The following is a 19,184-nucleotide window of genomic DNA, read 5'->3' on the forward strand; positions in this document are numbered from 1 at the left end:
AGGGCGGCAATGAGCGATATCGGCGAAGAGACCCGCGGTCGCAGCAAGGCCAACGAACCGGCCCACGACATCTATACCGAAGAAGGTGCGGTTCGGCCCGATTTCCTCGCGAGGGTCGGGGCAGCAATCGCCGATCGCGATGTTCTCTATCTGCGCCAGCATGTAGCGCGCCTGCACGAATCCGAACTAGGCGACCTTCTCGAATCGATCATGCCCGACCAGCGCCGGGCGATGGTTCGGCTGCTGGGCACCGACTTCGACCTGACGGCTCTGACCGAGGTGGACGAGGCGATCCGTATGGAGATCGTCGAGCATATGTCCAACGCGCAGATCGCTGCGGGTATTGGCGGTCTCGATTCCGACGACGCGGTCTACATTCTCGAAGATCTCGACAAGGAGGACCGCGAAGAGATTCTTGCGCAGCTTCCGTTTACGGAGCGCGTTCGTCTCAGACGCGCGCTCGACTATCCGGAAAGCTCGGCCGGACGCCGCATGCAGACCGAATTCGTGGCCGTGCCGCCGTTCTGGACGGTCGGCCAGACGATCGATTACATGCGCGAAGATGAAGGCCTGCCGGAAAGCTTTACGCAGGTCTTCGTCATCGACCCGACCTTCAAGCTGCTCGGCGTCATCTATCTCGACCGCATCCTGCGCACCAACAGGCAGGTGAAGATCGAGACGATCATGCGGGAGACCAACTATCCGATCCCCGCCGACATGGACCAGGAAGAGGCAGCACAGCTCTTCGAGCAATACGACCTTCTCTCGGCCGCTGTCGTCGATGAAAACGGCAGGCTGGTCGGCGTCCTGACGATCGACGACATCGTCGACGTGATGCAGGAAGAGGCCGAAGAAGACATCATGCGCCTCGGCGGCGTCGGCGATGAAGAACTGTCCGACACCGTGGTCGATATTTCGCGGTCTCGCGTGCCCTGGCTGCTCGTCAACCTCTTGACCGCATTTGTAGCGGCCTCCGTGATCTCGCTGTTCGAAGCCACGATCGAAGAAGTGGTCGCGCTGGCGATCCTGATGCCGATCGTCGCCGGCATGGGCGGCAATGCGGGGTCGCAGACGATGACGGTCACGGTGCGCGCCATCGCGACCCGCGATCTCGATATCCACAATGCCTGGCGCGTCGCGCGGCGTGAAATCTGCGTCGGCCTGATCAATGGGTGTCTGATCGGCACACTCGTCGGGCTGGTGGCGGGCTTCTGGTTTCAGGATCCGAACATCGGCGGACTAATTGCGACGGCGATGCTCATCAACATGGTCGCGGCCGCCAGCGCCGGTCTGATGGTGCCGATTCTCCTCAACCGGGCAGGGGCGGATCCCGCCGTTTCCTCCGCGGTATTTGTGACTGCGATCACCGACACGACCGGGTTCTTCTCTTTTCTGGGCCTCGCCACTTGGTGGTTTGCGATCGGGTAACGAAAGCAGCAAACATCCGAAAAATTGACTGTTACGTAAAAGTCAATTATTTGAGGCAGAAATGTCAGGATGTGGCCGTGAACAAATATTACAGCATCACCGAGTTGACCCGCGAGTTCGGCGTCTCCACGCGCACCTTGCGCTTCTATGAAGATGAGGGCCTGATCCATCCGGAGCGCCGCGGACGTACGCGTCTTTTCAGGGCTGCAGACCGCCGTCTGATCATGGAAATTCTCCGTGGACGTCGCATCGGCTTTTCCATCGCGGAGATCCGCGAGATCGTCCAGATCTACAAGGAGCCTCCAGGCGAAATGGGCCAGCTCAAGCTTCTGATGAAGAAGGTCGACGAGAAGCGCGATGACCTGCGCCAGAAGCGCAAGGACATTGAGGAAACGCTGCTCGAACTCGACAATGTCGAGGAGGCCTGCCTGACCCGTCTCGCCGAAATCGGCGTCGGCACCTGAACTCTCAGGGAGGCGGCGAAGCGATGGCGCATTCCTGTGCGATCATCTGGATCCGGTCGTCCTGTGGCGTGATCACGCCTGACTGCATGGGCGTCATGAGGTTCTGGGCAATCAGCCGATCGGCCGTGCAGGTGCAGAACGCGCGGCAGATGTTGGCGTCGGCATTCTCTATGCAGCCCCTCTCGCAGCTCAAGATGTAACTTTTGCGGACATCCGGCGGCGGAGCGGGGTGGACCAGCGAGAAGAGATAGACGAGACCGATCAGGATCGGCTGATGCACGAGATAGATCAGCAGGCTGTGCTGACCGGCCTTTGAGAGTAGGTTCTGTCTTGTCTGGACCTTCGCAATGCGCGGCAGCACGTTGCGTGACATCAGGAACTTGGTTGCGGCGATACCAGCCAATAGAGCGGCAACCCAGGGAAACAACGGCACGTAATCGTTCGAACGGGGCGGAGCCTCGGCGAAGCCCATCCAGGCAAGCCAGCGCGTGTCGAACAGAGCCGAATCGAGAGTTCCCGGCATAGCGACGTAATCGACCAGCATCAGAACAGCGATCATCGCGGCGACCGCAGCCGTGAGCGCCGGAGGAAGCCGCAGGAACGCCAGGCCGATAAGGCTCGACAGGGCGATGTTATGCAGAATGCCGAAATAGATCCATTCGCCCGGGAAGGCGACGAATGTCGCGACGCTGATGGCAAGGGCTGCGCCGGCAACGATGCCGAGCCGTTTCGCAAAGGACTGCCAGCGGATCTGCGGCGTATGCGCAAGGACCAGACTGACGCCCGCGAGAAACAGAAACGAACTGGCGATCAGTCGCGCATAGATCTTGAAGAAACCCTGCGTCGCTGTTCCCGGATCGAGATAGCCGAAGAATTCGAGATCCCAGGTGAAATGATAGGTCGCCATGGCGATCAGTGCCACGCCGCGCAGCGTATCGATCAAGACAATGCGCGGCACGCGGGGGGCATTGGGTTGGATCTCTGATGATGTCACGTTCGCATGTCCCGCTCTTGTTTGTCTTTGGTGTCGCTCACCGGGTCCATCAGCGCGAGACGGGCGTCGGAGAAATACTGGCGGCGTGTCAGAACGAAGACCACGATCGCGGTCATCGCCATGAACATGTAGGGCCCGGCGAACCAGCCCAGGTAGCCGATGGAAAGAAACAGCGCCCGAAGGCCGGCATTGAAGTGGCCGGCGGCGATCGTGTTCATCTGGATGACTTGATCTGCGGCGATCTCAGCTTTGGCACGATCAGCATTCGTGTCGTGCATCATCGGCAAGGCGCCGAACAGGATGGTGCAGTAGTTGAACAGACGGTAGGCCCAGCCGAATTTGAAGAAGGAATAGCCGAACAGCACCGTTAGACCGGCAACCTTGAGCTCGAACGCGGTGCGCCCGCCGTAATAGACAAAGGGCAGATTGCTGAACACGTCCTCCACCTTGTCGGTCGAGCCAAGCAGCGCAAAGCAGCCACCAATCGCGAAGATCGAGGTCGAGGCGAAAAAGGCCGTCCCGTTCTGCAGACCGGCCAGGATTTGCGTGTCGATCATCTTGAGATCGCGCCGAAGCGAGTTGTAGATCCAGTTCCGACGCCGCTCCGCCATGGCCCGGTTAAGGCTCAAGCGGGGGAAAAAGCGACTGCCAGACCCCGCTGTGAGCCAGGAATAAAGGGCCCAGAGGGCGAGAAACAGTGCCAGCGCGATATAGTCCGCAGTCGTCATGGGTCTCGCCACAAATCGTGTATGCCTCGTTTCGTCTTGCTTTGTTTCGGCTGTCCGGGCAAGAGGCGTGTGCCTGGTATAGGTTTTTGCAACACCTATCTGTAGAGCGTGTCTCTGTGATGCATGTCGCTCGTGTCCAAGCGGATGTCGGGTGATCGCCTGAGCCGAACTCAGGTTTGGCGTAGCCTCTGCCCAAACGAACGGTCCCGTGAACAATCATGTTTCTTTCAGTTTTCGACGTTTTCAAAATCGGTATCGGTCCTTCCAGCTCGCACACGATGGGGCCGATGTCGGCAGCCAATCGTTTCCTGGAGCTCCTCCTTTCCAATGACTGGCCACGCCCGACGGGTGCTGCCGTCGCGGCGCTGAAGGTCAGCCTCCACGGGTCGCTCGCCTTTACCGGCATTGGGCACGGAACGGGCAGGGCAGTTATCCTCGGTCTTGTCGGCGAAGAGCCGCACAGCGTGGATCCCGATCGGATGGACGCGATCATTGCAGACGTCGAACGCACCGGTCGCGTCACCCCGCCGGGCCACCCCAGCTACGAGTTCAAGCCGGCAACGGACCTGATCTTCGACAAGAAGCAGCCGCTGCCCGGCCATGCGAACGGCATGAGCTTCTCGGCGCTGGATCGGGACGGACGGCTGCTCTTGAAGCGCATCTACTATTCGATCGGCGGCGGCTTTGTCGTGACCGACACCGAACTGGAGGCAATGCGGGCGTCCAAGAAGACGGCAAGCGATGCGCGCGTGCCCTATCCATTCTCGTCCGCCAAACAGATGCTCGAAATGTCGCAGGGTTCTGGCCTGACGATCGCTCAGATGAAACGCGCCAACGAGCTGACAAAGATGAGCGCGGCCGAACTCGACGAAGGCGTCGACCGGATCTGGGACGCGATGAGGAATTGCATCGATCGCGGTCTGAAGGTCGACGGCATCATGCCGGGTGGCCTCAAGGTGAAGCGCCGTGCGCGGGCGATCCACGACCGCCTTAACGAGGAATGGCGCAGCAATCGGCTCAACCCGCTTCTCGCCAATGACTGGCTTTCGGTCTATGCGATGGCGGTCAACGAAGAGAATGCCGGGGGCGGCCGGGTCGTGACGGCGCCGACCAACGGTGCTGCCGGGGTCATCCCGGCCACGGTTCGCTATTATCTGCATTTTCACGACGACGCGACGCAGGAAGACATCCGTACCTTTCTTCTGACCGCGGCAGCGATCGGCGGCATCATCAAACACAATGCCTCGATTTCTGGTGCCGAAGTCGGTTGCCAGGGTGAAGTCGGGTCGGCTGCGGCCATGGCCGCTGCGGGTCTCGCCGCCGTTATGGGCGGTTCGCCGGAGCAGATCGAAAATGCTGCGGAGATCGCGCTCGAGCATCACCTCGGCATGACCTGCGATCCCATTGCAGGCCTCGTCCAGGTGCCGTGTATCGAGCGCAATGCGCTTGGCGCCGTAAAGGCCGTGACGGCGGCATCTCTGGCGCTGAAGGGTGACGGCAGCCATTTCGTGCCGCTTGACGCCTGTATTGAAACCATGCGCCAGACTGGCATGGACATGAGCGAGAAGTACAAGGAGACCTCGACCGGCGGGCTTGCCGTGAACGTGGTCGAGTGCTGAGAGCTTCCTGTGGGGCGTTGTCCGTTTTGAAAGATCCGACTTGACCCGGCGCAGTCCTTGCGGCTTTGAACGGACATGGCTCTACATCTGATCAAGCTCTGCGTCGGCGCCGACTCCATCCAGGACCTGAGGGACTGGGTGGCCGAGCGGTCTCTGACCGCCATGTCCGCCGGCCTTGAACCCCACAGCATCCACACGACGCGAATGATGCCGAAGCGCGTGGAAGAGCTCGTCGATGGCGGGTCGCTCTACTGGGTGATCAAGGGGCAGGTCTCTGCGCGCCAGAAGCTTCTGGAGGTTCGCACAGTTAAGGGCGAGGATGGTATCGGCCGTTGCCAGCTGGTGCTCGGTCCCGAAGTCATCGAAACCGCGCCGATGCCGAAGCGGCCATTTCAGGGCTGGCGTTATCTCCTCGATAACGAGATCCCGAAGGACCTCGGCGGACTGGGAGATGATGTCACCCAGCTGCCGGAAGAGTTGCGGCGACACCTCGCCGAACTCGGTCTTCTCTAGCTATTCAGCCCAGTCTCAGTCAGCGAAGTCTCAAACGGACCGACGCGCGTCCGGCACGCAGCCCGACATGCAGATGGATCTGAGCCGGTGGCTGCGACTGCCGCCACGCACGGGCTCCATGGCTGAGCAGCAGGGTGACGAGATCCTTGGTCTTTTCCCGGGAACGCGAAGACAGGTTCATTCCCGCCATTCCCATTCCCGCAAGCCGCATGGCCGCTTCGTGCAGCGGATTGAGCGCAATGCCGCGGGCCTTGGACTTCGTCGCGTTGGCGACGAAGCCGATACTGTTTTCATTCATTCCCATAGGAAACCCCGTTTTACGCATTACTATCGAGATTTCACTGCGCCGGCGGATACAAAACACGGTGGCTGGCGCAGCTTTTTTCAGTGGTCGTCTGATGGGCCGATTACTGTATCGACGCCCAGCAGTTCACGCCTTTCTTCTTCAGGATATTGCAGGCATCGATCGCGGACTTCTGGTCGCCGAAGCCTCCGAAACGTGCCCGATAGACCTGGCCGCCATTGGTGCTGAAGGCGACTGTGAAGGGTTTGGCGGAACGCAATACCTTGCCGCCTTTATCCTGCGCATCCTGCAGGAGTTCGTTTGCCATCGAAGGATTGGGCGAGACGCCAATCTGGATGACCCAACCGGACACATCACCCTTGAGAGACACTTTGGGCGTATCGCGGGTGGATGCCGTGGTGACGGAATCGATTGCCGCCATTTCGGTCCGCTCGCCGGCGCCACTGCGCTTCGGAACATATTCCGGGGCAGGGGTCGGGACAGCACCCGAGCCGAGCATGGCGGAGTTCATCGCTGCCGAAGCCGTCCGCTTCTGCGACGGTTCGCCGAGATAGGCAGTCGCAGCAGGTGCTGCCGTCTCGTCATAGCGAGCGCCGGGCATGGGGCCACTGTTAGGAAGGTCGAGAGCCGAAACCTGACGGGCATCGGATACTGCAGCAGCGACACGCGGCTGGCTTGCAACGGGAAGCGATGGTGTCGGAACCGGAGCGGACGGAGCCTGCGAGATCAGGTTGCTCTGACCGCCGCGGGAGGCTTTCGGAAGATATTCCGCTACAAGCTTGCGCATCGTTGCATCACGAGCAGCGCTGGAGCGGCCACCGAGCACGACTGCAACGATCGAGCGACCGTCGAGCTGTGCCGACGTTGCCAGATTGCTGCCGGCTGCGCGGGTATAACCGGTCTTGATACCGTCGACGCCGCGGACAGTTCCGACCAGGCGATTGTGGTTGCCGATCGTCTGCTTGCCGAAATTGAAAGTGCGGATGGAGAAGTAACCGTAATACTGCGGAAAATGCTGGCGAAGAGCGATGCCGAGACGCGCCTGATCACGTGCCGTCGTCATCTGCGCCGTGTTGGGCAGGCCGTGTGCGTTCCGATACGTCGTACGCGTCATGCCGAGGGCACGTGCCTTGTTCGTCATCATCTGCGCAAAGCGGTCTTCGGATCCACCGACGAACTCGCCGAGAGCTGTCGCCATATCATTGGCCGACCGCGTAACGAGTGCACGGATCGCCTGATCGACATTGATGGCGCCGCCGGGGCGCACACCCAGTTTCGAAGGCGGCTCGGACGCAGCATGCGCAGAAACCGGAACCCTGGTGTCAAGCGTGATACGACCAGCCTCGAGCGCTTCGAAGGTCAGGTAAAGCGTCATCATCTTCGTGAGCGAAGCTGGATAGCGAAGACCATCCGGATCCTCGCCGTAAAGAACCTTTCCAGACTTGGCGTCGACGACGATCCCTGCATATTTCGGATCGGCATGCGCCGGACTGGCGAGGCTCGAAAAGGCCAAGATCACCGTAAAAAGACAACCGAGAAATTTTCCCGGCACTGCCACGCGTCCCTTGGGGAGGATTGTGGAAAACATGCTCTTCGACACTGCCGCACTCATCGCTTGCATGGTGGTTGTATTACGTCCGGGCTCAGCGCCCCCGATGGGCCCGTTGTCAGGCAATCTAGGGGAACAGCGTTACCAAGAGGTTTATGATGAACGTTTGGTTGCTTCGCAGAGGACCATTTTACCGATTGACCTGCGTTACCGGGTGCCCGGTCACAAGGCGGGTTTGGACATATGTCCGAACTCCGGCGTCAATCTTCTGCCAGTCGCGCAAAAGCACGCTCGAGAATCGATAAAGCACGGTCAGATCCTGCCCGACTCGAATATCGCGCTGGCAGTCGCCGCTGGTAGGGCGCTCTCCCGCCGATGGAAAAAGGCAACGCACGGCGTAGGGGGAGGCGGCACCAGGCTGTGCGCCCGTCAGAATCACTTCGTTCCCGTAACCGCTGTCCGCCCGGAGGCGATGCAGTGTCAGCCCATGCTCAGCCGGTTCTGCCGGGCCTTCGAAAAGTCCCTCGTAGATCGGCTGAAGCCGCCCCGACATGTCGCGCGACATGGTGCTCTGCGACATTTGTACGAAGATCAGAGATGCCGGCTGGGAGACGGTGTCGAATCGCGCCCGATTTGTGGCGCTGTAGCCCATCATTTCCGGCCAGGTCAGATAAAGATCCGCCCGTTCAGTTGCACCGCTCCGTCTCTGCTCTTTGAAACGGAGCGTGTTGGCTGAAAGCTGGATCGTATCCTGACCGATCACCAAGTCGAATGTCTCGGTGCTCTCGGAATGGCCACCCAGCATCATCCGCTCGCCGAGCCATCGGCCGCCAACGCTGATGGCGCTGGTCACTATGCCAAGCGCAACCACGATGCCGGTGATCTTGTACAGGGTTCGCCTGGATAGAAGCGGGCTGTCCGTTTCACTAAGGCTGTCGGGTTGCATGCGGCCGGGCTCTCGTCACTGGAGTGGCCGGCGGACCGAACGAGGGGTGCGACCGCGCCGGCAGCGATACCGCCATTGTTGCGGATCTGTGGTTAATGGATCGTTAGTCATAGTCGCGCGACAGCGGTGAGCGCCATAAACGGAAACGCCGGCAGGATACCTCCTCGGAGGCCTTGCCGGCGTTCTGAATGATGACATGGTCGATCGTTCGTCGGGGTAATCTTGACTTACTGGCTGACACTGCCGACTGCGGTGGCGCGGCCGTCCTGGAGTTTGACCCAACGCGCCGGATCATCGGTCGCCTGGCGCTTCAGGTATGTGTATTCCGTATCGGTCCAGATCATGACCTTGTTGCGCATGTTGTCGAGGACAAAGTCGCCGCGATCAGTGCGGACGGTCAGAACTGCATGACCTTCGCCATTCGGCTGCAGCACGACCGTGATCAGCAGGTTGGATGGCGAAATGCCCTGCTGCGTCAGCATCTTCCGCTTCAGGAGCACGAAGTCCTCGCAGTCGCCGACGGTCCGCGGGTATGCCCAGCGCTCTTCGACGCCGTAGATCTCCTGGTCGGTCATCGGTGTGATCGAGGTGTTGACCGTGTAGTTGACGTCGAGGATCGTGCGCCAGGTGTCTTCGGTGAGTGCCACGGGGCCGGCGTCCTTGTAGGATGCCACGCATTCGCTCGTGTAGGTCTTGCAGAATTCGTAATGACCGATCGGCGGGTTTGCCTTGCCGATAACGCGCATGGCGCCGGATGGCATCGCAAAGGACTGGACGGTCATGGAGCCGATCATTGCAGCGGCGGCGATTGCGAATGCGAGAGCTTTACGGCAGTTCATTTTTCTTGTCTCCCCGTTGTGGGGAAACAATGCCTCAGACCCTTTGATTGACCGCGAAATACCGCAGTAAAATCAGATGCTTATTCTAATCAACTTTGGCGAAAATACGCGTCGAATTCGACGTGCTTTTTCATAAAATACGCACTGCTTTTTCGGCGAATTTGCATAAAATGCGAGGTAAATTTGACCTATCCGCTCCTATCTCCCTGATACTGCATCGCTTTGATGAAACGTGACATCATCGAAAGGTGAGCGGAGTCTTAGATCTGCCTGTGCCTTTTGCTTTGCTTCGCCGCGTTCCGGGAAAAAATCGCGAGCAAAACAGCCCGTTTCGCCGCCTAAAACTGCGCGAAAAAAATCCCGAAAAGACACAAAATAATTCTGTCGACGTGTTTTTTCGGGATTTTGTGTGTCGGACCAGCGAGTCCAGCGCCGCTGACGATGGCGGTGATCGTAAGAATTCACGCCGGAGCAGACACAGCACAACTCAGCTGCGGGCAGGCGGGTTAGAAAATGGATATGATGAGGCTTAGAGGAACTCGGTCAGCGCTTCGCGGGACTGGACCGAGTGAAACTCGATCGCGACGCCTTCCATGAAGTGACGCACCACGCGTCCGCGCATGTTTCCGAGGCGAAGCGGGGTCCCGATTGACGGACGGGTCTCGATGTCGACCGCCGCACCGGAAAGCGATAGGTCAAGCAGCCGGCACGGATAGCGGCGCCCGTCGTCGAGAGTAATCTCCGAACGGGTGTTGCGCGGGGTGAGACGATCGTGGCGACGGTCCTCCGGCAGCCCGAGTTCATGCTTGTTGGCGATCCAGGTCAACTGTGCGGCAAGTTTTTCGCGCTTGCGGTCGGTCGCGTTGATCATCATCAGGAAGCCGCCGCCGGCAACACTGAGAACTGTCCCTTCAAGGCGGCCGACGTGATCGAGATAGGCGATGACCCGCTCGTTGGTCCGTGGACGACCGGCACACTGGAAGCTGACGTCCCCGGGGGACATCTCGATCGCGGTGCAAGCATATTCCTCATGGTCGGCCAGCATCAAGCGGCCGCCGATGTTCACGGAGACGCGTTGGAATGAGCGCTGCGCTGCAGTTGCTCGCGAAACGGATGCCTGAGACGAGGTGCCGGAAAACATGGATGAGCGCTTTTTCAGCTAGAGTCCTAGCCTACATTAGCGACAGGGCGTTAATATATGGTTCCCGAAGCCGTCATTGTGGGAAGAAGCTCGCCGGCAGGAAGCGGCGCAGAAGTCCTGACTGGACCAACTGCGGCTGGTCATGCCCGCAGACGGACAACCCGCCGGTTTCATCGCTTTCGACAAAGCCCCAATCTTGAAGATGCAGCCCACTTGCCGGTCTGGCCGCCACCGGGAACGGGCCGTCGGCAGGCAGAAGTGCTCCGAGTACCCGGTCGCTTCCGGTTTCGGAAGAGCGAAGCGGCATCATCAGCATTTCGCATTCGATTGACGTGCCGGCTACGTTCAGGACTACGTCGGCAATCGCGGGTTTCTCATGGACGAGGATCTGCATGACGACCTCCTGGGCGCGATCGTTTTCTTCGAGATCCCAGATCGTGCGGAACGGCATCCCGCGAAACTCGCCACCGAACAACTCGCATAACCGCGTTCCCGCAAGCCGAAACGTCAATTGGTCGTCTGCCTCGTTTGCGACGATGAAGAGATGAGGCAGAAATCTGCGCAGGGCGACCGGATCGATCTCGTTGCGCATGGGAGGCAACCGCCCGTCGCACAGACCTGTCCAGTATTCGAAGATTTCCGTCGTAGCCGGATTTCGCATTCGCTTTCCCGTGATCCATTTCGAGACGCTTCATCCCGTGCTGAACCGCTTTCTAAGGCACAACACGAGGGTCAGCCTTAACGCTGCGAAAACCATGCCAGAGCGGTGAGCCTAGACGAAAGAATGTCGAACCCGGCGACTAAGTGCTTGTATCCGGTGCTATCTGCAGCTTTTCTTCAGGCGGGTCGTCCTGTAAGCCTGACGCTTCAACAGGGAAGGAATTGTGATGAGCGACAGGCAAGACCTGCCGGGTGCCGCGAACGATACGGACAGGGATGCGGACGCCATCGACGACCAGTCGTCGCAGCCAGTTTTCAATCTTCCCCGAAGTCTGGTGATCTCGGTCCTGTTCCTGGCCGTCGTCTATCTAGTCGATGCTTACTTGCTCGACGAGGAGGCGCAGATCTCGGTGCTGATGTGGTTCGCCTTCACGCCCGTACGCTACGTCGTTCCGTTTGCGGAGCAGAATTTCGAATGGCTGTGGACGCCTGTCACCTATTCCTTCCTGCATGGCGGTATCGAGCATATTGGCTTTAACGCACTCTGGCTGGTCGCCTTTGGAGCGCCGGTCGTGCGCCGCATCGGAACTCTCCGCTATATGCTGTTCTGGATTTTCTCGGCAGCGGCGGCAGCTTTCTTCCATGCCGGCCTGCATTGGGGCGACCAGACGCTACTCGTCGGCGCTTCAGGCGTCGTCTCAGGCTTGATGGGCGCCGCGTGCCGGTTCGCGTTCCCGGACGGCCGCGGATACGACCGCAGTTTCGGCCATCTCCATCCACGTCAGTCCATACTCGGCTCTTTCCGGAACCGGACAGTGGTAGTTTTCACGGCGATGTGGTTCTTCGGAAACGTGCTTGTCGCCATCGGCCTGCCGCTGATCGGATCCGATGTCGGAGAGATCGCCTGGGATGCTCATATCGGTGGCTTTCTCTTCGGCTTTTTGTTTTTCGGCCTGTTCGACAGAATTGCCGCCGATGACCAACCATTGGCGCCCGCTTGATCTCCAGTTGCTGTCGTCTTAAACTTCGCGCCGAGGGACTGTGCCGCAAATGTCTTTGAGGGGAGACGTTTCGGTTCGAATGGTTTTGGAGGAGCGAGCCATGTCGACGACCGTAAAGAGCATGCTGGATTCGAAGGGCCGTAACGTCGTGACCGTCAGCCCGGACGAGACGTTGCGCCAGATCGCGGGCATCTTGAACGACCGAAACATCGGTGCCGTGATCATTGCCGGGATGGAGGGGCGTATTGCCGGCATTTTCACCGAGAGAGACCTCGTCCACTGCATCGCCACTAAAGGCGTCGATGCGCTGGAGCAGCCTGTCAAGGCCGTCATGACAACTTCCGTGCAGCGCTGTCGGGAGGATCAGACGGCAGACGAGGTGATGGGTATGATGACGGCGGGACGGTTCCGCCATGTCCCGGTAGAAGCCGACGGCAAGCTCTCCGGCATCATTTCGATCGGCGACGTCGTGAAATCGCGGCTGCGTGAAGTGGAGATCGAAGCCGAACAGATGAAGGCCTATATCGCCGGGTAAGGCGGCTGGGAGAGCGGCATTTTCGCCCGCATCTCAGCGGGCGAAAACTTCCTGCATGCGCTGAAGCGCCACGATCTGCGACATGGTGGCCTCATAGCCCCGGTCGATCGCCTCGCCGGCGCGGTGGAATTCGGACAGACCGATATCGTTGAGGCGTGGATGCAGCGCCAGATCAGGCGGATCGCCGGCCAGTCTGGCGCGCGATATGCGCTCCTGGATGATGTTGAACGCCTGCACCATGGTGCCGGTGACACCGACGCGGGGGTCGTCCTGATGGCGCGAACGCTCGTGATCGTCCGGCGCATCGGCTGCAGTGTGTTTGACAACCGCGGACCGGCCGAAGACATCGTAGTTGAGGTTCACGGCCACGACCAGCGGCTGCTCGTAGGCGCGACAGACGGAGGTCGGGACCGGATTGACCAGCGCGCCATCGACCAGCGTGCGGCCACTGCATTTCACAGGTTCGAAAATCCCCGGCAGCGCGTAGGACGCCCGAAGGGCTCGGATCAGAGAGCCGGCCGAAATCCACACTTCGTGCCCGGTATGAAGTTCCGTCGCGACTGCGACGAAGGGGCGGTCGAGATCCTCGATGGAGATGCCCTGCAGGTGTTCCTGCATTCGCTTCGTCAACCGCATGCCACCGATCAGGCCGCCGCCACCGATGGTGAGGTCGAGAAGCGCCGCGATCCGCCGCATGGTCAGCGATCGGGCAAAGCTTTCGAGTTCGTCGAGCTTGCCGGCGAGATAACAGCCTCCGACCAGCGCGCCGATCGATGTGCCGGCAATCATCCCGACTTCGATACCGGCTTCGTCAAGCGCGCGCAACACGCCGATATGCGCCCATCCGCGGGCCGCGCCGCCACCAAGTGCTAGAGACAGCTTTGCCTTGCGTGGCTGCTCAATGACAATGGGAGGAGGGGACGTCTGGAGCCGATTTGTGACAGCGTCTGCTGGCGCGGCCTGCCGCTCGTTGCGACTCCAACTCCAATTCATCATCGCCATCACCTCTCAGCTGCACACAGCCACGTACACCAATTAACGCATCGTTTGGTTGCCAATTCGTTATTCAGGTGGGGATGGTATGAAAGCGGTGCAGACGCCTACCGCTTCCCCGTCTCATCATGACCAGAATACACATGTTCTGGATCAAAGTGACGCTGTTGATCCTGTATTTCAAGGACAGCGCCACCGTCACTTTTCTTTACCGCACGATAGAAACAGGAGCGTCGCCCGGTGTGGCAAGCGGCGTCATGGCCGGACATCGAGACCTTGAGCCAGACGGCGTCCTGATCGCAATCGGTCCTGACCTCATGCACAGTCTGCAGATTGCCGGAGGTCTCGCCCTTCTTCCAGAGTTTCGCTCTCGACCGGCTGTAGTAGTGAGCGACGCCCGTCTCGATCGTCAGCGCGAGCGCCTCGGCGTTCATATGCGCCACCATGAGCAATTCGCCATCGCGAATGTCGGTCACGACAGCGGTCACAAGACCGTCGGAATCGAAACGGGGCGTAAAGGCGCCGTCACCCTCGAGCTCGGCCTTATCCGACGACGGCGCTTGAAAAGTCATTGTCATTTCGGCGCTCAGCGGTTGCGGGCCATGGTAAAGAAACGCGCCTGCTCGGCCGCGTCGGTCTTGAACGCACCGGTAAACCGGGTCGTCAGCGTCTGAGATCCCTGCTTCTCCACACCGCGCATTTCCATGCACATGTGTTCCGCCTCGATCAGGACGGCCACACCGCGCGGCTTCAATGTCGTGTCGATCGCGCTGGCGATCTGTGCCGTCAAATTTTCCTGTGTCTGGAGGCGACGACCGTAGATCTCGATCACACGCGCGATCTTGGACAGCCCCAGAACCCGGCCCTGCGGAAGATAGGCAACGGTCGCCTTGCCTTTGATGGGCAGCATGTGGTGCTCGCAATGGGAGAAGAATGGTATATCGCGAACGAGAACCATATCGTCATAACCCGAGACCTCCTCGAAGGTCCGGCCGAGAACCTCTTCGGCCGACAGATCATAGCCCGAAAAGAGCTCGCGATAGGCTTTTGCAACGCGCTTCGGCGTATCGAGCAAACCTTCGCGCTCCGGATCGTCGCCGGACCACTGGAGCAAGACGCGCACGGCGTCCTCAGCTTCCTGCTGGGTCGGACGAGGCTGTTTCTGGCTGGAGGCCGGAAAATTCTTCAAAATAGCATCCATCTTGTGTCCCTCGATGCGGGCCAGGGCCACATCCGATCTCACTATGGTAAAAAAGCTGATCGCCATGGATCACGCCGGAATACCAGTTTCCTGACTTTTCGTCTGCGCGTTCCGAATTTTCAAGGCATACCATCGCCGTTTTCGCGCGTTTCTCGAAAACGTGTTTCCTTGATAATTCCCGTCGCGGACAACATATAGGGGCCTAATCCAGATTGTGGTAGGTCATCCCGGTAGACGGTGCGTTCGATCGGTCGAGCGGATGTCGAGGACGATGACGTGAGCGAGCGACATGGACGAGATCTATAACCAGAAAATTCTTGAGTTTGCGGGGAACATTGGCCGCGCGGGTGCAATGGACGATGCGGATGCGACGTCCGAAAAGCACTCCAAGCTCTGTGGTTCAAAAGTTCGTGTTTACCTGAAAGTCAGTGACGGCGTGGTGAGCGACTTCTCTCACGAGGTGAGGGCCTGCGCCCTTGGTCAGGCGTCGTCGTCGATCATGGCACGGCATATCGTCGGCGCGCCGGTCGACGAACTGCGCCAGGCGAGGGTCGACATGCTGTCGATGCTGAAAGAGGGCGGCGAAGGCCCGGTCGGCCGCTTCGAAGACATGCGCTACCTGAAGCCTGTGAAGGATTACAAGGCCCGGCATCCGTCTACCATGCTGACGTTCGATGCGGTCGTTGACGCGCTCGATCAGATCGACGTCCGCGACCGGGCCGACAAAGCGACCGCCTGATGTGCGGCTCGCCGGATTGTGACCACGACACGAAACGCGGCGGGCCCTATCGATCGCGCAACTGGCAGGGCCCGTTCAAAAAGACGCCCGGACGCCTCGCCGGTATGGGACTGATCCGGTTCTATCAGCTCACTCTTTCCGGCTTTGTCGGAAACGGCTGCCGCCATATTCCGACCTGTTCCGAGTATGGCTACGAGGCGATCGCCCGACACGGGCTCTGGCCCGGTCTCTGGATGACACTGTACCGAGTCGCGCGCTGCGGTCCTGGTGGCTCCGGCGGACTGGACCCGGTTCCGGACCTGCAGAGGCAACGCCAGGTCTGGTGGATGCCCTGGCGCTACTGGCGTCATGGATAAGCGTGACACCAGCCCAGCTATCTCAAAAGGCGTCAGTCCTTGCAGCTCGCCAGAGCTCGGAAGCTAAAGGCTTTCCGACCATCCGTTCGCGGGTTCCAAACCTTTACTAACGGCCCGAAACACACTATCACCGCGCCCGTTGCCGGCCGGTCGATCTGGCCATTTTACCACCACCCGCATTCGTTGGCGGGACTGGACAGGAGATAGAACATGTCCCAGGTTTCCCTTACATTTCCCGATGGCTCCGTCCGCACGTATGATGCCGGCACGACCGGCCGTGAAGTTGCCGAGTCCATTTCCAAGTCGCTTGCCAAAAAGTCTGTCGCGATCGCGATCGACGGGACCGTGCGCGATCTCTCCGACCCCGTCGTCGACGGTCAGATCGAGATCGTTACCCGTACGGACCCCAAGGCACTCGAACTGATCCGCCACGATGCCGCGCACGTGATGGCAGAAGCGGTGCAGGAGCTCTGGCCCGGCACGCAGGTGACCATCGGTCCCGTCATCGAGAACGGCTTCTATTACGATTTTGCCAAGGCCGAGCCCTTCACCCCGGACGACCTGCCGAAGATCGAAAAGCGGATGAAGGAAATCATCCAGCGCAACAAGCCCTTCACCAAGGAAGTCTGGCCGCGCAACAAGGCGCGCGAGGTTTTTGCAGCCAAGGGCGAGGCCTACAAGGTCGAGCTGGTCGACGCCATTCCCGAAGACCAGGATCTGAAAATCTATTATCAGGGCGACTGGTTCGACCTGTGCCGCGGACCGCATATGGCGTCCACTGGCCAGATCGGCACGGCTTTCAAGCTGATGAAGGTGGCTGGCGCCTATTGGCGCGGCGACAGCAACAACGTCATGCTGACGCGCATCTACGGCACGGCCTTTGCGGAGCAGGAGCAGCTCGACAACTACCTGCATATCCTGGCCGAAGCCGAAAAGCGCGACCACCGCAAGCTCGGGCGTGAAATGGACCTTTTCCATTTCCAGGAAGAGGGCCCCGGCGTCGTCTTCTGGCACGGCAAGGGCTGGCGCATGTTCCAGACCCTGACGTCCTACATGCGCCGCCGCCTGGCCGGCACCTACGAAGAGGTCAACGCACCGCAGGTTCTCGACGCGTCTCTCTGGGAAACGTCAGGTCACTGGGGCTGGTACCAGGAAAACATGTTCGCGGTGAAATCCGCTTACGCGTTCACGCATCCGAAGGACGAGGGAGCGGACAATCGCGTCTTCGCATTGAAGCCAATGAACTGCCCCGGCCACGTCCAGATCTTCAAGCACGGTCTGAAGTCCTATCGTGAACTGCCTATCAGGCTTGCCGAATTCGGTCTCGTTCACCGCTACGAAGCGTCTGGCGCGCTTCATGGTCTGATGCGCGTGCGCGGCTTTACGCAGGACGACGCACACGTGTTCTGCACGGACGAGCAGATGGCAGCCGAGTGCCTGCGCATCAACGACCTCATCCTCTCCGTCTACGAGGATTTCGGCTTCGAGGAAGTGGTCGTGAAGCTCTCGACGCGTCCTGAAAAGCGCGTCGGCACCGATGATCTCTGGGATCGCGCCGAAAGCGTCATGACGGACGTTCTGAAAACCATTGAAGAACAGTCCGGCGGTCGTATCAAGACCGGCATTCTTCCGGGCGAGGGCGCTTTCTATGGCCCGAAGTTCGAATATACGCTGAAGGATGCCATCGGCCGCGAATGGCAGTGCGGAACGACCCAGGTCGACTTTAACCTGCCGGAGCGCTTCGGAGCCTTCTACATCGATGCCAACTCGGAAAAGCAGCAGCCGGTGATGATCCACCGTGCCATCTGCGGCTCGATGGAACGGTTCCTCGGCATTCTGATCGAGAACTTCGCAGGCCACATGCCGCTGTGGTTTGCACCGACCCAGGTCGTTGTCGCGACCATCACTTCGGACGCAGACGACTACGGTCGGGAAGTTGCCGAACAGTTGCGCGATGCCGGCCTGCAGGTCGAGACCGACTTCCGCAACGAGAAGATCAACTACAAGGTCCGCGAGCATTCGGTGACCAAGGTTCCGGTCATTATCGTCTGCGGCAAGAAGGAAGCCGAGGAGAACTCGGTCAACATCCGTCGTCTCGGCTCGCAGGCGCAAACGTCGATGACGCTTGAAGAGGCGATTCGGTCGCTTGCGGAAGAAGCGACGCCGCCGGACCTTCGCCGCCGCGCAGCACTGAGAAAGCGCCCGGCCTGATCAAGACCAGCGCCCGCGGGCCATGTCCGCGGGTGCTGTCAAAAAACTGCAATCGTTTTGTAATATTGCCTTCCCATCGGATGCGCCTTTCCGTTGGGAGACTGATTTGCGGTTCAGAGAACTGTCCTACGCCAATGACAGGGATCCGCGCTTCAAGCGCTGGTTCATCCGGTCTATCGAAGGGCTCTCGGGACGCGATCGTTTCGCCCGGCTGTATGATATCTGGCGCACCGACATCGTCGGCAAGAGCGACCGCGTCTTCGGCAAGATGCTCGATATCATCGACGTGGGTCTCGAGATCGAAGGCGCATGGCCTCCCGAAGAACAGCTGCAGTCTCCACTGGTCATCGTTGCAAACCATCCGTTCGGCATCGGAGACGGAATTGCCGTGCTGGCACTTGCCGAACAGCTCGGCCGACCTTTCCGCGTGCTGATCCACAACGATCTCCTGAAGGTTCCTGAGATGGAACACTATTCGCTGCCCGTATCCTTCGAGGAGACGAAGGAGGCGCTGGTGCTGAACATGCACACGCGGAACGAAGCGATACGGCTGCTGAAAGACGGCACGACCATCATTATCTTTCCAGCCGGCGGTGTCGCAACCGCGAAGAAGGGCTTCGGCATTGCCGACGACCTGCCGTGGAAGATCTTCGCCGCAAAACTCATTCAGGCTACCAGGGCCAACGTGGTTCCGGTCTATTTCGAGGGGCAGAATGGTCGGCTCTTTCACCTGGCCAGCCGGATCTCGATGAAATTCAGGCTGTCGCTTCTCATCCGCGAGTTTAAACGCCTGTCTGGAACGTCGATCACGGCACGGGTGGGCAGGGTGATGAGCTGGGACGATATGGCTGGGACCACCGACCGCAAGGAGTTGCTCGGTCTGCTCCACAGTGCCGTCTTCTCCATGCGACCCGTCAGACGTCAGCGGTTTCTCAAGAAGGCCAGTTGACCCAGGAAGCCGAT

Annotated in this window: 21 protein-coding genes; 10 read left to right on the plus strand and 11 right to left on the minus strand. The window is 59.8% G+C overall.

Annotated features, from left to right (window positions below):
• Positions 1-9 precede the first annotated feature (9 nt).
• Entirely contained in the window at positions 10-1,428 is a 1,419-nt protein-coding gene (gene mgtE, locus IFT66_RS04870; protein WP_092662312.1) for a magnesium transporter, read from the plus strand.
• 77 nt (positions 1,429-1,505) lie between these two features.
• Positions 1,506-1,892, plus strand: a complete 387-nt coding sequence (locus IFT66_RS04875; protein ID WP_092662576.1) for a MerR family transcriptional regulator — start codon at positions 1,506-1,508, stop codon at positions 1,890-1,892.
• 4 nt (positions 1,893-1,896) lie between these two features.
• Here IFT66_RS04875 and IFT66_RS04880 read toward each other — a convergent pair whose 3' ends face one another.
• Entirely contained in the window at positions 1,897-2,886 is a 990-nt protein-coding gene (locus IFT66_RS04880; protein ID WP_192076888.1) for a heparan-alpha-glucosaminide N-acetyltransferase domain-containing protein, read from the minus strand.
• Complete coding sequence (locus IFT66_RS04885) at positions 2,883-3,614, minus strand: DUF599 domain-containing protein (protein ID WP_062457000.1); 732 nt, start codon at positions 3,612-3,614, stop codon at positions 2,883-2,885. Before IFT66_RS04885 ends, IFT66_RS04880 begins: the two co-directional genes overlap by 4 nt.
• A 218-nt stretch (positions 3,615-3,832) precedes the next feature.
• Here IFT66_RS04885 and IFT66_RS04890 point away from each other — a divergent pair, with 218 nt between their 5' ends.
• Both IFT66_RS04890 and IFT66_RS04895 read left to right on the plus strand, forming a co-directional pair.
• Positions 3,833-5,233 carry an L-serine ammonia-lyase gene (locus IFT66_RS04890; protein WP_192076889.1) on the plus strand — a complete coding sequence of 467 codons (1,401 nt, stop codon included), beginning with the start codon at positions 3,833-3,835 and terminating at the stop codon, positions 5,231-5,233.
• A 75-nt stretch (positions 5,234-5,308) separates the two neighbouring features.
• The gene (locus tag IFT66_RS04895; protein ID WP_062456994.1) at positions 5,309-5,746 is read left to right on the plus strand and encodes a DUF1489 family protein; all 438 of its coding nucleotides are present in this window, start codon (positions 5,309-5,311) and stop codon (positions 5,744-5,746) included.
• A gap of 19 nt (positions 5,747-5,765) precedes the next feature.
• Here IFT66_RS04895 and IFT66_RS04900 read toward each other — a convergent pair whose 3' ends face one another.
• The 6 genes from IFT66_RS04900 to IFT66_RS04925 form a co-directional block, all read right to left on the minus strand.
• Positions 5,766-6,050 (minus strand): hypothetical protein, encoded by a 285-nt coding sequence (locus IFT66_RS04900; RefSeq protein WP_062456991.1) that lies wholly within the window; start codon positions 6,048-6,050, stop codon positions 5,766-5,768.
• 103 nt (positions 6,051-6,153) lie between these two features.
• Complete coding sequence (locus tag IFT66_RS04905) at positions 6,154-7,671, minus strand: D-alanyl-D-alanine carboxypeptidase (RefSeq protein WP_113167411.1); 1,518 nt, start codon at positions 7,669-7,671, stop codon at positions 6,154-6,156.
• A gap of 118 nt (positions 7,672-7,789) precedes the next feature.
• Entirely contained in the window at positions 7,790-8,545 is a 756-nt protein-coding gene (locus tag IFT66_RS04910; protein WP_174196669.1) for a hypothetical protein, read from the minus strand.
• A 227-nt stretch (positions 8,546-8,772) separates the two neighbouring features.
• Entirely contained in the window at positions 8,773-9,339 is a 567-nt protein-coding gene (locus IFT66_RS04915; protein WP_092662577.1) for a transglutaminase-like cysteine peptidase, read from the minus strand.
• A gap of 574 nt (positions 9,340-9,913) precedes the next feature.
• Complete coding sequence (locus IFT66_RS04920; protein ID WP_192076890.1) at positions 9,914-10,525, minus strand: PilZ domain-containing protein; 612 nt, start codon at positions 10,523-10,525, stop codon at positions 9,914-9,916.
• Between the two features lie 73 nt (positions 10,526-10,598).
• Positions 10,599-11,186: a PAS domain-containing protein gene (locus IFT66_RS04925; protein WP_062456974.1), complete on the minus strand. Its 588-nt coding sequence runs from the start codon at positions 11,184-11,186 to the stop codon at positions 10,599-10,601.
• Positions 11,187-11,412: 226 nt separating this feature from the next.
• Here IFT66_RS04925 and IFT66_RS04930 point away from each other — a divergent pair, with 226 nt between their 5' ends.
• The gene (locus tag IFT66_RS04930) at positions 11,413-12,186 is read left to right on the plus strand and encodes a rhomboid family intramembrane serine protease (protein WP_192076891.1); all 774 of its coding nucleotides are present in this window, start codon (positions 11,413-11,415) and stop codon (positions 12,184-12,186) included.
• A gap of 100 nt (positions 12,187-12,286) precedes the next feature.
• Positions 12,287-12,721, plus strand: a complete 435-nt coding sequence (locus IFT66_RS04935; RefSeq protein WP_062456971.1) for a CBS domain-containing protein — start codon at positions 12,287-12,289, stop codon at positions 12,719-12,721.
• Between the two features lie 33 nt (positions 12,722-12,754).
• On the opposite strand, the gene IFT66_RS04940 is transcribed toward IFT66_RS04935, so the two are convergent.
• From IFT66_RS04940 to folE, 3 genes are all read right to left on the minus strand, one after another.
• Positions 12,755-13,717, minus strand: a complete 963-nt coding sequence (locus IFT66_RS04940; protein WP_062458055.1) for a patatin-like phospholipase family protein — start codon at positions 13,715-13,717, stop codon at positions 12,755-12,757.
• Positions 13,718-13,821: 104 nt separating this feature from the next.
• Positions 13,822-14,292, minus strand: a complete 471-nt coding sequence (hisI, locus tag IFT66_RS04945) for a phosphoribosyl-AMP cyclohydrolase (RefSeq protein ID WP_092662326.1) — start codon at positions 14,290-14,292, stop codon at positions 13,822-13,824.
• Positions 14,293-14,300: 8 nt separating this feature from the next.
• On the minus strand, positions 14,301-14,915 hold the full coding sequence (gene folE, locus IFT66_RS04950) for a GTP cyclohydrolase I FolE (protein WP_062458053.1): 615 nt from the start codon (positions 14,913-14,915) through the stop codon (positions 14,301-14,303).
• A gap of 289 nt (positions 14,916-15,204) precedes the next feature.
• Here folE and IFT66_RS04955 point away from each other — a divergent pair, with 289 nt between their 5' ends.
• The 4 genes from IFT66_RS04955 to IFT66_RS04970 all read left to right on the plus strand — a co-directional run bounded on the left by IFT66_RS04955 (position 15,205) and on the right by IFT66_RS04970 (position 19,170).
• Positions 15,205-15,654 carry an iron-sulfur cluster assembly scaffold protein gene (locus IFT66_RS04955; RefSeq protein WP_062456964.1) on the plus strand — a complete coding sequence of 150 codons (450 nt, stop codon included), beginning with the start codon at positions 15,205-15,207 and terminating at the stop codon, positions 15,652-15,654.
• On the plus strand, positions 15,654-16,010 hold the full coding sequence (gene yidD, locus IFT66_RS04960; RefSeq protein WP_092662328.1) for a membrane protein insertion efficiency factor YidD: 357 nt from the start codon (positions 15,654-15,656) through the stop codon (positions 16,008-16,010). Before IFT66_RS04955 ends, yidD begins: the two co-directional genes overlap by 1 nt.
• A 210-nt stretch (positions 16,011-16,220) precedes the next feature.
• Complete coding sequence (thrS, locus tag IFT66_RS04965) at positions 16,221-18,221, plus strand: threonine--tRNA ligase (protein ID WP_192076892.1); 2,001 nt, start codon at positions 16,221-16,223, stop codon at positions 18,219-18,221.
• Between the two features lie 106 nt (positions 18,222-18,327).
• A complete protein-coding gene (locus IFT66_RS04970; protein ID WP_192076893.1) occupies positions 18,328-19,170 on the plus strand; it encodes a lysophospholipid acyltransferase family protein in 843 nt (280 codons plus the stop codon).
• Positions 19,171-19,184: the final 14 nt, after the last annotated feature.

This window comes from Rhizobium sp. CFBP 13726 (assembly GCF_014841925.1).
GTDB classification, from domain to species: Bacteria; Pseudomonadota; Alphaproteobacteria; order Rhizobiales; family Rhizobiaceae; genus Neorhizobium; species Neorhizobium soli.

Coding starts and splice junctions, on each gene's coding strand:
- IFT66_RS04915 (WP_092662577.1), bottom strand. CDS start 9,339: ATGATCGGCTCCATGACCGTCCAGTCCTTTGCGATGCCATCCGGCGCC.
- IFT66_RS04940 (WP_062458055.1), bottom strand. CDS start 13,717: ATGATGAATTGGAGTTGGAGTCGCAACGAGCGGCAGGCCGCGCCAGCA.
- IFT66_RS04935 (WP_062456971.1), top strand. CDS start 12,287: ATGTCGACGACCGTAAAGAGCATGCTGGATTCGAAGGGCCGTAACGTC.
- IFT66_RS04955 (WP_062456964.1), top strand. CDS start 15,205: ATGGACGAGATCTATAACCAGAAAATTCTTGAGTTTGCGGGGAACATT.
- folE (WP_062458053.1), bottom strand. CDS start 14,915: ATGGATGCTATTTTGAAGAATTTTCCGGCCTCCAGCCAGAAACAGCCT.
- IFT66_RS04920 (WP_192076890.1), bottom strand. CDS start 10,525: ATGTTTTCCGGCACCTCGTCTCAGGCATCCGTTTCGCGAGCAACTGCA.
- IFT66_RS04905 (WP_113167411.1), bottom strand. CDS start 7,671: ATGCAAGCGATGAGTGCGGCAGTGTCGAAGAGCATGTTTTCCACAATC.
- hisI (WP_092662326.1), bottom strand. CDS start 14,292: ATGACAATGACTTTTCAAGCGCCGTCGTCGGATAAGGCCGAGCTCGAG.
- IFT66_RS04900 (WP_062456991.1), bottom strand. CDS start 6,050: ATGGGAATGAATGAAAACAGTATCGGCTTCGTCGCCAACGCGACGAAG.
- IFT66_RS04925 (WP_062456974.1), bottom strand. CDS start 11,186: ATGCGAAATCCGGCTACGACGGAAATCTTCGAATACTGGACAGGTCTG.
- IFT66_RS04890 (WP_192076889.1), top strand. CDS start 3,833: ATGTTTCTTTCAGTTTTCGACGTTTTCAAAATCGGTATCGGTCCTTCC.
- thrS (WP_192076892.1), top strand. CDS start 16,221: ATGTCCCAGGTTTCCCTTACATTTCCCGATGGCTCCGTCCGCACGTAT.
- IFT66_RS04885 (WP_062457000.1), bottom strand. CDS start 3,614: ATGACGACTGCGGACTATATCGCGCTGGCACTGTTTCTCGCCCTCTGG.
- IFT66_RS04910 (WP_174196669.1), bottom strand. CDS start 8,545: ATGCAACCCGACAGCCTTAGTGAAACGGACAGCCCGCTTCTATCCAGG.
- IFT66_RS04895 (WP_062456994.1), top strand. CDS start 5,309: ATGGCTCTACATCTGATCAAGCTCTGCGTCGGCGCCGACTCCATCCAG.
- yidD (WP_092662328.1), top strand. CDS start 15,654: ATGTGCGGCTCGCCGGATTGTGACCACGACACGAAACGCGGCGGGCCC.
- mgtE (WP_092662312.1), top strand. CDS start 10: ATGAGCGATATCGGCGAAGAGACCCGCGGTCGCAGCAAGGCCAACGAA.
- IFT66_RS04930 (WP_192076891.1), top strand. CDS start 11,413: ATGAGCGACAGGCAAGACCTGCCGGGTGCCGCGAACGATACGGACAGG.